At 73.2% G+C, this 12,798-nt stretch carries 12 protein-coding genes and 1 riboswitch; of the genes, 7 read left to right on the forward strand and 5 right to left on the reverse strand.

Translation table 11 applies throughout. From position 1 onward, the window contains the following. Positions 1–85 precede the first annotated feature (85 nt). A complete protein-coding gene (locus AB0M46_RS25240) occupies positions 86–1,948 on the forward strand; it encodes a M48 family metallopeptidase (RefSeq protein WP_363339573.1) in 1,863 nt (620 codons plus the stop codon). A gap of 56 nt (positions 1,949–2,004) precedes the next feature. On the opposite strand, the gene AB0M46_RS25245 is transcribed toward AB0M46_RS25240, so the two are convergent. From AB0M46_RS25245 to AB0M46_RS25255, 3 genes are read right to left on the reverse strand one after another with little or no spacing between them, the layout of a single operon-like run. Beyond that, positions 2,005–2,709 (reverse strand): glycosyltransferase family 2 protein, encoded by a 705-nt coding sequence (locus tag AB0M46_RS25245; protein WP_363339575.1) that lies wholly within the window; start codon positions 2,707–2,709, stop codon positions 2,005–2,007. Further along, positions 2,706–4,079, reverse strand: a complete 1,374-nt coding sequence (locus AB0M46_RS25250; protein WP_363339577.1) for a hypothetical protein — start codon at positions 4,077–4,079, stop codon at positions 2,706–2,708. The genes AB0M46_RS25245 and AB0M46_RS25250 overlap by 4 nt, the downstream gene beginning before the upstream one ends. Further along, entirely contained in the window at positions 4,076–4,516 is a 441-nt protein-coding gene (locus tag AB0M46_RS25255) for a hypothetical protein (protein WP_363339579.1), read from the reverse strand. The genes AB0M46_RS25250 and AB0M46_RS25255 overlap by 4 nt, the downstream gene beginning before the upstream one ends. A 379-nt stretch (positions 4,517–4,895) precedes the next feature. On the opposite strand from AB0M46_RS25255, the gene AB0M46_RS25260 reads away from it, so the two are divergent. Next, positions 4,896–5,573, forward strand: coding sequence for a Crp/Fnr family transcriptional regulator (locus AB0M46_RS25260; RefSeq protein ID WP_363339683.1), 678 nt, complete (start codon positions 4,896–4,898; stop codon positions 5,571–5,573). 202 nt (positions 5,574–5,775) lie between these two features. Here the strand turns inward: AB0M46_RS25260 and AB0M46_RS25265 are convergent, their stop codons facing one another. Beyond that, entirely contained in the window at positions 5,776–7,365 is a 1,590-nt protein-coding gene (locus AB0M46_RS25265) for an ROK family protein (RefSeq protein WP_363339581.1), read from the reverse strand. A gap of 98 nt (positions 7,366–7,463) precedes the next feature. On the opposite strand from AB0M46_RS25265, the gene AB0M46_RS25270 reads away from it, so the two are divergent. Continuing rightward, positions 7,464–8,741, forward strand: a complete 1,278-nt coding sequence (locus AB0M46_RS25270; RefSeq protein WP_363339583.1) for a YbiU family protein — start codon at positions 7,464–7,466, stop codon at positions 8,739–8,741. Between the two features lie 102 nt (positions 8,742–8,843). After that, positions 8,844–8,988: riboswitch (cyclic di-AMP (ydaO/yuaA leader) on the forward strand. Positions 8,989–8,993: 5 nt separating this feature from the next. Continuing rightward, positions 8,994–9,725: a C39 family peptidase gene (locus AB0M46_RS25275; RefSeq protein ID WP_363339585.1), complete on the forward strand. Its 732-nt coding sequence runs from the start codon at positions 8,994–8,996 to the stop codon at positions 9,723–9,725. Positions 9,726–9,740: 15 nt separating this feature from the next. On the opposite strand, the gene AB0M46_RS25280 is transcribed toward AB0M46_RS25275, so the two are convergent. Next, on the reverse strand, positions 9,741–11,552 hold the full coding sequence (locus tag AB0M46_RS25280) for a methyl-accepting chemotaxis protein (RefSeq protein WP_363339587.1): 1,812 nt from the start codon (positions 11,550–11,552) through the stop codon (positions 9,741–9,743). A gap of 71 nt (positions 11,553–11,623) precedes the next feature. Between AB0M46_RS25280 and AB0M46_RS25285 the strand changes: the two genes are divergently transcribed. From AB0M46_RS25285 to AB0M46_RS25295, 3 genes are all read left to right on the forward strand, one after another. After that, positions 11,624–11,752 (forward strand): hypothetical protein, encoded by a 129-nt coding sequence (locus AB0M46_RS25285; protein WP_363339589.1) that lies wholly within the window; start codon positions 11,624–11,626, stop codon positions 11,750–11,752. Between the two features lie 91 nt (positions 11,753–11,843). After that, complete coding sequence (locus tag AB0M46_RS25290) at positions 11,844–12,146, forward strand: hypothetical protein (protein WP_363339591.1); 303 nt, start codon at positions 11,844–11,846, stop codon at positions 12,144–12,146. A gap of 76 nt (positions 12,147–12,222) precedes the next feature. Continuing rightward, the gene (locus AB0M46_RS25295) at positions 12,223–12,765 is read left to right on the forward strand and encodes a TetR/AcrR family transcriptional regulator (RefSeq protein WP_363339593.1); all 543 of its coding nucleotides are present in this window, start codon (positions 12,223–12,225) and stop codon (positions 12,763–12,765) included. Positions 12,766–12,798: the final 33 nt, after the last annotated feature.

A 12,798-nucleotide genomic window follows, 5' to 3' on the forward strand; every position in this document is an offset into this window, starting at 1 on the left:
ACCGCGGCAGCGTATCGGTGCTGACAACTCGCTCAGCGGTGCGCATACTGTCTTCCTCACGCACACCGCCGGGGGAAGCTCAACCATGAAGACCACGGTCCGCGCGGCCATCTCCGTCGCCCTGCTCGCCGGGTTCTACCTGCTCGCCATCGCCATCATCGCGGCCCTCGGGGCCATCACGGTGTGGCTGTACAGCGTGCACACCGGCGCCATCGCCGGCAAGTTCGCCTACGTCACCCTCGCCGTCGCGGGCGGCCTGCTGGTCGCCTTCTGGCGCATCCTGCGGGCCAAGCCGGGCGAGCCCGAGGGGCTGCCGCTCACCCCGCAGGAGGCCCGCGGGCTGTGGGACACCGCGCACGACCTCGCGCACCGGGTCGGCACCCGCGCCCCCGACGAGATCCGGCTCATCCCGGACGTCAACGCCGCCGTCATGGAGCACACGCGGCTGCTCGGCCTGGTCGGCGGGCGGCGCATCATGTACGTCGGGATGCCGCTGCTGCAGGCGTTCAACGTCGGCCAGCTGCGCTCCGTGCTCGCCCACGAGCTGGGCCACTACTCCGGCAGCCACACCAAGCTCGGGGCCCTCGCCCACCGGGGGCGGATGGCGATCGTGCAGACCATCGTGCAGATCGGTTCGTCGTCGTTCGTGGGGTACATCTTCCGCGGTTACGCCCGCCTCTACGTGCTGGTCGAGCAGGCGGTCAGCCGGCGCATGGAGTACGAGGCCGACGAGTTCTCGGTGCGGGTCGCCGGGCGCGCCACGGCCGTCTCCGCGATGCGCGACCTGCCCGTCCTCGACGCCGCCTGGAACTTCTTCGTCAACCGGTACGTCACCATCGGCTGGGAGGCCAAGCTCGCCCCCCGCGACGTCTTCGGCGGCTTCGGCCAGCTGCTGCAGGGCCGCTCCGGCGAGATCGCCGAGCTGCGCTCCAGCGCCCCGCCGGCCGAGAAGTCGCGGTGGGACTCGCACCCGCCGATCGCCGACCGCATCCGCGCGATGCAGGCCATGCCGGACTCCGGCGTCGCCCCCGACGAGCGGCCCGCCGCCGTGCTGCTCGCCGACCCGGCCCGGCTCGCCCAGCAACTGCAGCAGCACGCCCTGAACATCGAGGACAAGACGCTGCTGTCCTGGGAGGAGCTCACCGACGCCGGCATCGCGGCCGGCGCCCAGCGCGGCGTCGACGCCCTCTTCCGGGCCGCGGCCCGCATCGGCGGCGCCCCGCAGGGCGACCTCGGACTGGTGCTGGCGGTCACCGAGCAGGGCAGGACCGCGGAGCTGGCCCGGTCGGTCGAGCCGCACGCCGACCCCGACGACCAGCGCCGGGCGCTGAGCGGCATCATCGGCGCCGCGATCGCCATCGCCGCCCGCGCCCAGGGCCTGGGCCGCTGGCAGCACTCGTGGACCGCCGGCGCGAAGTTCGTGCGGACCGACGGCACCGACATGGGCGTCGGCGAGATCGGCACGCTGGCGCTGGACCCGGCGACGGTGCCGCAGGCCCGCGCGCGCCTGGCCGAGCTGGGCATCGACTTCGCCGCGGTCCGCCAGCAGTCGGCCAAGGCCAGCGCGGACGGCGCCGAGCTCCTCGGCGGCATCGCCAACATGACCGCGCCCGGCAAGGAGCACTACGACGTGCTCATCCTGGACAACGGCCTGATCCTGGTGCCCTGCCCGAAGTCCACCGACAAGGGCAAGCAGCGGCTGGTCATGATCCTGCGCTCGGCCCCGCTGGAGAAGCTGGCCCTGCGGTACCGGTTCGTGCCCTACGAGGACGTGCGGTCGGCCACGATCCTCAAGAAGCTCCCCATCAAGTTCTCGGTCACGCTGCACAGCGGCGAGACCGTCGAGCTGGCCGAGACCTGGACCGGCGAGTCCCTGGACAGCAGCGACCGCGACTACATCACCGGCGCCCTGGCCCCATTCCTGACGCAGCCGCAGCCGTCGTCCTGAGGCCGACAAGCAGGAAGGGCCCGCCGTGGGCGGGCCCTTCCTGCTGTCCGAGGCGCTCAGGCGGCCTTGACGCGCGGGGGCTTGCGGAGGCGCTCGCGGGTGATGATCCACAGCGCCTCGACGCCGTCGCGCCAGGTGATCTTCTTGCCCTCCTCGCGGGTGCGGGCGCGGTAGGCGATCGGCACCTCGTAGGGGCGGATGCCGCGGCGCAGCAGCTTGCCGGTCGCCTCCGCCTCCATGCCGAAGCCCTTCGACTTGATGTTGAGCGAGCGGTACAGCTCCACCGGCATCAGCTTGAAGCAGGTCTCCAGGTCGCTGATGTAGCAGTTGAACATGATGTTCGCGAACGTGGTGACGGCCCGGTTGCCCATCACGTACCAGAACGAGAACGCGGCGTGGCTACCGAACGTGCGATTGCCGTAGACCACGTCGACGCCGCCGTCGAGGACCGGGCGCATCAGCTTCGGGATGTCCTCGGGGTCGTACTCCAGGTCCGCGTCCAGAATGACCATGTACTTCCCGGTGGCGTTCTGCACCGCGGTCTTGATCGCCGCGCCCTTGCCCTGGTTCACCGGGTGGTGGATCGGGCGGAGCCGGGGGTCGGTGGCCGCCGCCAGGATCTCGGCGGTGCGGTCCTTGCTCCCGTCGTTGACCACGACCATTTCGATCTCGCAGGGGTACTGCACGTTCAGCGCCTGCTTGAGGGCCTCCTCGAGGCGGGCTTCCTCGTTGTAGACCGGCATGAGGATGGACAGTTTCACCGTTGACTCCCGGAGGCAGCGTGATTGTCGGCCGTCGAGGGGTCGACGGCCGGCGGGTCGGTCGCGGCAGGCTGATACCAGGCCACCGCGGCCCAACATGCGGCGCTGGCGCAAGCTAGCACCACGGCACAGATCACGACCCGGTCGACGGAGGTGCCGAGGTGCCACTTGAGGTCGTTCGGCGTGATCATATAGATGAACGTGAGCGCGCCCCAGTACAGTGCGACGACCGCCCACAGCCACAGGTCGTGCGCCAGCCCGAACTCCCGCCGGCGCCGGCGCAGGAACAGCAACCCCAGCACCACGACGGCCAGGGCGAACACGAGGACCTGGTCGACCCGGTGGTACATGGTCGAGAAGACCGTGTCGAACCGTCCGGTCGTGTCCGGGTCGCCGTGCAGCAGCTTGCCGAACCGGCCGCCCGTGAGCACATCGGTCTGGGCGCCCAGGAGCCGGACGGTGACGGACCAGACCCCCGAGACCGCGACCGGCAGCCAGACCCACCCGAGATGGCGGATGTTGCGGCGGTACTTCACCGAGCCCACCAGCGCCAGCGCGATGACCATGCTCTGGCCCTCGTTCTTCATGAGGCCGGCCGCGCACAGCAGGAGCAGGGTCAGCGGCAGGGTCCGCCGGCTGAACGGGTCGGACCCGAACAGCAGCAGCACCGCGCCGGCGGCGAACGCGGACGCGCACATGGCGTCGCTGAAGCCGGCCGTCGGCACGATCCACAGCGGGCTGAACGCCGAGAGGCCGACCGCGATCGCCGCCGGCCATGACACGAGCGCGGGCGCCTTGGCCGTCACCGTGCGCACGGCGTAGACGACCGCGGCGCCGGTCGCCATCGTCACGACACCCGTGACGATCGAGGCCGGGTAGTAGTCGCGCGTGCCGAGCGCCTTCCAGACCAGCGCCACGGCGGCGGAGCTCATCGGCGGGTAGTCCTGATGGCCGAAGCCGATCGACAGGTTGCCCGTCGCGAAGCGGGTGAACTCGCCGCCCTCGGCGAAGTAGCCGGCGTGCATCCACCAGATCATGTGGGCGTCCCAGCCCATCGGTTCCTGGGCGAGCATGAGGTACGGCGGGATCAGCGGCACGAACAACAGCAGCGCGTCGCCCCATCGCCCGTGGGCCAGCGGGGCGAGCCGCCGCAGGCGCCAGGCCAGCCAGACGGTGAACAGGAAGACCGGCGCCACCCACAGCAGCAGCGGCCCGGTGCACCAGGTCATGAGCAGCACGCCGGCGGCCGCCACCGCCGCCCCGGTCAGCGGGGAGAACACGAGCGCGAGCGGCCAGGACCGGGTCAGCGCGAAGCCGAGCGGCAGCCCGGCGGCGGCCAGCAGCAGGACGCCGAGCGCACTGGTGATCACGAGGTCACCGGCTTGCGGGTCATGAGGCGGACGCCGTACGGCGCGGCGGGGTCGGACTCCCGCCAGATCTCCAGCTGGACGCCCGAGCCGACCACGGGGGTCCGCGCGACGGTGTCGCCGACCACGACCATGCCCTGGTTGGTCGCCGCGGCGGCCAGCCGGAGCCGCCAGTTGAGGTCCTCGTCCACGACGGCGACCCGGGTGCCGGCCGGGATCTGCTCATGGATGTCCCGGCCGAGCTGCTCCTCCATGTGCCGCGGCGCCGCCTGCTCGTTGCTGCGGTTGCGGATAGAGTCGACGCCCTGGCGCGTGGAGTACACGGCCGGGCGCATCGCCTGCAGTAGTGTCACCGCGCACAGCACCACGACGAGCAGCCGCACGCCGAAGCGCATCAGCCCCTCGCCGCTGTCCGGCCTGGGCAGCAATCGTCGCAACACGCCAGTTCCTCCCCCGTCAAACAGTCGCCCGCCAGCGACGCGACTACCCTAGACGGTCACCGTCCGGTGCGTGACCGTAGACCGTCCAGGTTTCGTCGCCGCGACGCAGAGGTGACCGGATTCGATGCGGTTTGCCCCGGTTCGATCGACCACCGACGGTGAGGGTTGCCGCCGTGTCGCTGATTTTGCCGTCCGGAGAGTCGGGAACCGGACAGCGCGCTCGGGGCGGCGCATGGCGGTTCGGCCGACGCGCGGTAGCGAAACGCCAGCACGGGCATCGCGTCGCCGCCGCCCGGCAGGGATCGGTGCCCGTCGGTGCCGGTCCGGTCGCGCGACGCACGCGGTATGGTCGATGCCTCGACAACTGGAGGACGGTGGCGTGGACGAGGTGCTCGCCCGCAGCGGCATCATGCAAGGCATCGATCCCGAGGCCGCCGAGGAGCTCGCCGCCGGCCTCGACCACGTCGACCTGCACCGCGGCGAGGTCCTCTTCACCGAGGGCGAGCTGGGCGACAGCCTCTACATCGTCATCAGCGGCAAGCTCAAGCTGGGCCGCGGCTCGACCGCCGGCCGGCAGAACCTCATCGCCATCATGGGCCCCAGCGACATGGTCGGCGAGCTGGCCCTCTTCGACCCGGGCCCGCGCACCGCGACCGCCACGGCCGTGGTCGAGTCGCGGCTGGCCCGGCTGACCAAGCCGGCCCTGCGCCCCTGGCTGACCCGCCGCCCCGAGATCAGCGAGCAGCTGCTGCGGGTCCTCGCCCGCCGGCTGCGCCGCACCAACGACGCCCTGGCCGACATGATCTTCACCGACGTGCCGGGCCGCGTGGCCAAGAAGCTGCTGCAGCTGGCCGGCCCTTTCGGCACCCGCGACGGCGGCGCGCTGCGGGTCAACCACGACCTGACCCAGGAGGAGCTCGCCCAGCTCATCGGCGCCTCACGGGAGACGGTGAACAAGGCCCTGGCCGACTTCGTCTCCCGCGGCTGGCTGCGCCTGGACGGCAAGAGCGTCCTTATCGTCGACGCCGAGCGCCTGGCCCGCCGCGCCCGCGCCTGATATCGGCCCACCCGCGCCTGCAGCGGGACGGATGACTGCTGGCCAGCACGTGCCGGGCGCCCATGGATGCGGGGACGCCGGCCGCCGCGACCGTGCCGGCGTTGCTCGACACCGGGCAGTTTCGGCCGCCGCGGCCGCACGTCGCCGCGCCGCTCGCCACGGCAGTGCCGGCCTTCCCCGACGCCCTACCCGAGCGCCGGGCTCACGCGGGTGTGGCGGGTCCGGCCGCCGCGTCGGCGACGATGGCCGCGCGCAGCCGTTCGAGGGCGTCGCGGCGCGCACCGGCCAGCGCGGGCTCCTGCGTCACGGCGGCGGTCTGCAGCGGTACCGCACGGGCATGCTCCCCCACCCCGGCCCGGATCGCATCGATGAGCGCGGGCCCCCACGTGCCCCCCACGACCACCCGCCCGGGATCGGCCAGCGCCACGACCGCGGCGATCACCCCGGCCACCGCCACGCCCACCGCCCGCCGGTTGGCCGCGGCCAGCGGGGCGGGCGCCGCGGTCGCGGCCAGCAGGGCGTCGGCGTCGATCGCGGTCGAACCCGGCAGCCGCACGCCGAGCGGCCCGAAGACCTCGATGAGCGGCACCGCCCGGCCGTGCGGCCCGACGGTCAGCAGGTGCGCGATCTCCCCCGCCAGCCCGTGGCGCCCCCGGGCCACTTCGCCGTCGCCGACCACCGCGCACCCGAGCCCCTCGCCGAGATAGAGGTACGCGAAGTCGTCCCCGGCGTGCTCGCGCTCGGCCCGCGCCGCCCAGTTGACGTCGTTGTCCACGACGACCGGCCCCGCCACGTGCGGCCCGAGCACCGCCACCGGGTCCAGCTCCCCGATGAGGAACGGCGAGTCGGGCAGCTGCACCAGCCGCCCGCTCTCCCGGTCCACCGGATCCGCCGCCGCCACCACGGCCAGCCGCACTCTTCCGCCGGGCCCGCCCTCACCCGCCGCCGTGCCCGACTTTCCGGATATGCCGCCCTCCAGTGAGGCCGCACCCCCGAGCGCCGCACCCCCGAGCGCCGCATCACCGAGCGCCGCATCACCGAGCGCCGCATCCCGAAGCGCCGTGCCGCCGAGCGCCGTATCCTGAAGCGCCGTGCCGCCGAGCGTCGCATCCTGAAGCGCCGCACCCCCGAACGTCGAGCTTCGAAGGTCCACACCCTCAAGCGTCGCACTCCCGAGCGTCACATCTCTGCATGCCGCACTCCCAAGCACCGCACCCTCGGGCGCCCGATCCCCGAGCGCCGGATCCCGAAGGTCCGCGCCCCCAAGCGCCGCGCCACCGAGCGCCGGATTCCGAAGGTCCGCGCCTCCGGGTTCCGGAGCCATGAGGCCCGCGCCCCCGGGCTCCGGGCCGCGAAAACCCACCGGCGATGCGGCCACGGCGGCCAGTTCGGCGGCGACCTCGGCCAGGGCCGCGCCCACGTTTTCGGAGACCGCCGGGCGCCCCAGCGTGCGGTGGGCGCGGGCGATCACGTCGCCGTAGGCGTCCAGCAGTTCGCCCGTGACGCCGCTCGGCGCGATCGACACGGCCAGCGCGGCGCCGGCCGCCGGGGTCAAGGCGTAGTAGGAGCCGACCCGCCCCCGCCCCCGGCCGCCCGGCGTGCGCTCGCCGGTGTCGGTGACCAGGCCGCGCTCGGCCAGGCGGCGCACGCTCTCCCCCGCCGTCGGCTTCGACAGCCCCGTCTGCGCGGCCAGCTCCGCCCGGGTCAGGCGGCGGTGGCGCATCAGCGCGCGCAGCACGTGCTCGTCGGTCAGCGAGCGGACCAGCTCCAGTGAGGGCCTGGCAACGTCCACATACGGATTCTAGTCAGGAGTCTTGCCTAGAAGTGGGGCGGGTGCGTACCGTCGAGATACAAATAAGGAGTCCTGACTAGAACGAGAGGGGGGCGGCCGTGTCTGCACCAGCCCTGCCGCACTGGGAGGAGACGCCGGCGGACCTGCCCGGCGCGATCCGCGAGGTCAAGGCCGCGATCCGGGCCCGCATCGCGGCGTCCGGGCGCACCGTCGAGGAGGTCTTCGCCGCGGTCGAGCGGCGCGTCGAGGCCGAGGTCGAGCAGATCGAGGCGGCGCGGGCCCGCGGCGAGCAGGTCTGGCCGGTCATCGACTACGCCGACATCGCCGCCGGCACCGTCCCGGCCGGGCAGGCCGAGCTGCTACACCGGCGCGGCTGCGTGGTCGTGCGCGGGCACTTCGACCGCGACGAGGCGCTGGGCTGGGACCGCAACATCGTCGAGTACGTCGAGGGCAACCGCTTCTTCGAGCAGTACCGAGGCCCCGGCGACGACTTCTTCGGCACCGTCGGCTCGCGGCCCGAGATCTACCCGATCTACTGGTCCCCGGCCCAGATGCAGGCCCGCACGAGCGACCGCATGGCGCGCGTGCAGGCGTTCCTGAACCGGCAGTGGAAGTACGACTCGGAAGGGGTCCGGTGGTTCGACCCGGACCGCGACTCGCTCTACCCGGACCGCATCCGCCGCCGGCCCGAGGGCGCCGACTCGGCCGGCCTCAACCCGCATCTGGACCCGGGGACGCTCGACCTGTGGATGACCGAGTCCTACCAGCGGGCGTTCCGGCACCTGTTCGACGGCTCGGTGGAGGCCTACGACCCCTGGGACGCGGCCTACCGCACCGACGGGCCGCAGTACCCGGGCACGACCATGTGCTCGGCCTTCCGCACCTTCCAGGGCTGGACCGCACTGTCGGACATGGACCACGACCAGGGCGTCCTGCACACCGTCCCCATCCCGGCGGCGATGGCGTACCTGATGCTGCGCCCCCTGCTGTCCGACGTGCCCGAGGACGACATGTGCGGCGTGACGGTGAACCAGGTCTTCCCGGCCAACGAGCGCTGGCACCCGCTGCTCGTGCGGGCGCTGGCCGGCATCCCCGACGTGCGCGCCGGCGACTCCGTGTGGTGGCACAGCGACATGATCCACAGCGTCGCGCCGGTGCGGCGGCAGCGCGGCTGGGGCAACGTCATGTACATCCCGGCCGCCCCGTGGTGCCCGCGCAACGAGCGCTACGCGGCGGACGTCCGGGCGGCCTTCGAGACCGGCTCGAGCCCGTCGGACTTCCCGGAGGAGCACTACGAGCGTGCCTGGCCGGATCGTTTCCAGCTGGCCGACCTCAACCCGACCGGCCGCCGCGGCATGGATCTCGCCGTCGCCTGACCGCCAGGTCGCAGCATTTCGGACCCCCGTTCCCGGCCCGGATACCGATCAGTAATGTCGCGGCGTCCGGGCCGGACCCTCTGCCCCCGAACGGGTGGCGCCGGCCCCGATCCGCCGAGTCGCGTAGGCGAGCCGGGGACCCATCGCAGTCCCGGGGTGAATCCACCGGCCCTCACGGTCCGGTGGTAGGGCGATCTTTCCCGCCCGAACCCGTCAGCTAACCCGGTAGGCGGCACCGGAAGGAGTTCCGCTGTGCGCTACCCAGATCTCGGCACGCTGACCCGGCGGCCGGTCCCCGCGCTGATCGGCTCGGCCGCCATGCTCGCCGCCACGGTGACGACGGCCGCCGTGCTCCACCAGACGTCCGAACCCGCCGACGCCCACACCGCCAAGGCGGCCGCGCCCGCGCTGGCCACCGCCGCGCCCGGCAAACCGGCCGACCCGCCGGCCCCCGACCCGCTGCTGACCTCGCCGGAGGCGCACTCCGTCGACTATGACTTCCAGTTCCAACCAAACTACTACTACTGCGGCCCGGCCTCGACCCGCATGGCGCTGACCTCCTCGGGCGTCGCGTTGTCACAGGGCGACCTCGCCGCCCGCCTGGGCACCACGGTCAACGGCACGAACTCGGCGGCCGACGTGACCCGGGCGATGAACGGGGTGCTGGGCAAGGACGAGTACCGCACCCGCTGGATCCCGGGCCAGCAGGCCACCGGCGCCCAGGCCGAGCAGTTGCAGCGCGACGCCGTCGCGGCGATGAGCAGCGGGCGGGCCGTGGTGGCCAACATCGTCGGCGGCGCCACCGACGAGAGCGGCGTCTACCACGAGTTCTCCGGCGGCCACTACATCACGCTGGTCGGCTACCGCGACCGCGGCCGGGCGGTGCAGGTCGCCGACCCGTCGGGCATGTTCGGCTCGCGCACCTACTGGATGTCGACCTGGAACATGGCCAACTGGATCGCCGCCCGCGGCTACTCGGCGTAGCGCTCGCGGCAACACTCACCCGGTGAGCATCTCCTGGGCCTGCTCCGGGCGCAGGAGATGCCCCAGGAACGTGTCGATACGGGCCTGGGCGGCCGGGTCGAGCTGCTGGAACTCGATACCGGCCTCCTCGCCGTACTCGCCGTCGATGAGGCGCACGACGCGGCCGCGGGCCGTGATGCGGTCGGTGCCGAACTCGAGGGTCAGCTCGACCGGGCCGCCGACGCTCGCGTGCCACTGCGGCACGACCGCGCAGCGTACGCCGCTGATGCTCAGATCGAGCAGCTCCACGTCGTGGCTGCGCTCGCCGACGCGGATCGTCATCCGGCCCTCGACGGCGGCCCGGCTGTGCCGGCGCCGTTCGAGGCGGTCGGTCACCTGGTTGAGCGCCTCGACCCGGCCGACCGCCTCGCGGACGCTCTGCACCAGCCGGTGCACGGCGTCGCGCTGGCGCACCGAGACGTCGTTGAGCTCGGCGGTGACGCCGCCGACGGAGACCACGCCGTCGCTCATGTCGGCGATGACCGAGGCCATCGCGGCGGCGTCGGCGCCGAGGGCCTCCACCGTGGTGGCGATCTCGTCGGTGGAGTCCTTGGTCTTCGAGGCCAGGGCCTTCACCTCGCCGGCCACGACGCTGAAGCCGCGCCCGGCCGCGCCCGCCCGGGCCGCCTCGATGGTCGCGTTGAGCGCGAGGAGGTTGGTCTGCCCGGCGATGCCGGCGATGAGCGTGGCGATCCCGTCGACCCGTCCCAGGCTCGCGTTGACCGCGCCGACGACGGTGTCCACAGTGGACGCCCGGCCGACGACGGTACGGGTGACCTCGTAGGCCGACGACGCCTGCCGCTCGATCGAGTCGGCCGCGCCGAGCACCGCGTCGGCCTGGGCCATGACGTTGCGCAGCTCGGTGAGCACCGCCCCGCTGGTCCGTTCGAGGATCTCCCCGGCCCGCCGGCGGGTGCTCTGCTCGGCCAGTTGCTGGCGCACCGTGTTGCGCACCAGCTGGGCCTCCTTGGCCGCCCGCTCGCGCTGCAGGTGCTCCTCCTGCTCCTGCATCGCCTCGAACATCCGGTCCAGCTGCCGGCCCAGGTCGCCGATCTCGCTGGCGTCGGGGTTCGCGCCGATGCGCCGGGTGCGGTCCCCGGCGTGCAGCACGCCGCTGATGCGCCGGGCCGAGGCCAGCACCGAGCGGGTCAGCAGCAGCGCGGCGGCGACCGCGAGGCCCAGCCCGAGCAGGATGATGCCGGTGACGAGCAACCGGACCCGCGTGTAGCCGCGGTTGGAGGCATCGACGCGGGCCCTGGCGGCGGAGACCTCGGCGGTGAACAGCTTGTCGAGCGGGCCGGCCATGGCCTCGTTCGCGTCCGCGAGGGCCCCGCCGGCGGCGGCGTACGCCGCGTCGGGCCGCCCGGCGTCGGCGGCGGCCAGAACCTGCTGGTCGCGCACCGCGCGCCAGGCGTGCAGCTTCCCGGCGAAGTCGCCCATGAGCCGCTCGCGATCGGCGCCGGCCCCGGCGTGCGTGGCGAGGTAGTCGGCGATGTCGGCGTCGGCGCTGCGGTCGGTCCGGGCGATGTCGGCCCGCATGGCCTGCCGGTCGGCCGGGGCGGCGGCGAGGTACTCCCACACCTGCACCCGGGTGTCGCCCTCCATGTCGCGCAGGTCGCCGAGCGCGGCCAGCGGCCGCACCGACCGCGCGTCGAGGTCGACCACGCTGTCGTGGGTCTGGCCGAGCCCGACGGCACTGCCGATCACGGCCGGCACCGCGCACACGGCGACCACCAGGTACACCCGGGCGCGCAGCGAGCGCCCCTTGCGCTGTTGCGTTTCCTGCATGCCGACACCCCTCCACCCGGCCATCGGCACGCCCGGCACCGCCTTTACGGTTTGCCGCAATCGTGCCCGGTATGCCGCTGGCGCCCGATCCGCAGGACCTGCCGGCCGGCCCGCGGTGCCGGGCGGTGACGGCCGAGGTCGGCGGGGGCCACCCAACGGTGATCTGCGGCCCGCTCACCCGGCGCATACCCGTGCGCTGATCGGGAAATCACCGCCGGGGCGGGCACGAACCGCCTACTCTCGTCGATGGAGTCGCACCGCGCCGCAACGCGAGCGAGGGAGAGGACGAACGTGAGCCCGGAAGTGGCCGCCCTGTGCGTCGCCGCGCTGGCCATATGCGGGTACCTCGCCCTGGTCGTCATGCACCTGATCGCGTTGCGGGCCCGCGGTGCCGCCGACGACCGCTACCGCCCCCGGCTGGCCCTGTGGCTGGCCCGCACCGCCCAGCGCCGCCGCGACCGGTTCGAGCGCGACGCGGTCCGGCTGCTGCTCGCCGGCCGGATCGACCGGGCCCGCTACCACACCGCCATGGCCGCGATGGCCGCCCAGGACCGGGCCGAGCAGCCGCCCGGCCTCCCCCGCCCCCAGCGCTGACCGTCCGGGACGCTCCGCCACGCAACCCCCGGGCCGCGGGTTGACACCGGAAGTTTGTAAGTGTGTACTGACTTACATGCGTAGTACCGCCGAGGCCCGCCGGGCCACCGTTCTCGACCGCGCCGTGTCCGTGTTCGCCCGCAACGGCTACCACGCGACCCCGGTGACGGCCGTGGCCGCGGCGGCCGGGATCTCGGAGGCCTACGCCCTGCGGCTGTTCTCGGGCAAGCAGGGCCTGTTCGTGGCGGCCGTCGAGGCCTGCTACGACCGGATCATGGCCACGCTGGAGGCGGCCGCCGAGCGGGCCGGCACCGACGAGCCGGCGAAGCTGCTCGAGGCCATCGGGGACGCCTACGCCGACCTCATCGCCGACCGCGACCTGCTGCTGTTGCAGGTCCACGCGCAGAGCGTCAGCGACGTGCCAGAGGTCGGCGCGGCGGTGCGGGCCGGCTACAAGCGGCTCGTGCACTTCCTGCGCGCCGCGGGGGCCACGGACCGCCAGATCCAGGAGTTCGTCGCCTACGGGCAGCTGTGCCACCTCATCGTCACCGCCGGGCTGGACGGCGTCGACGAGTCGTGGGCCCGCGCCCTGACCGAGGGGATGCGCCACGTGCCGTGACCCCGGCGCCGTCTTCGTGGCGCAAGTGCACAC

This window comes from Dactylosporangium sp. NPDC051485 (assembly GCF_040682015.1).
Lineage (GTDB): Bacteria > Actinomycetota > Actinomycetes > Mycobacteriales > Micromonosporaceae > Dactylosporangium.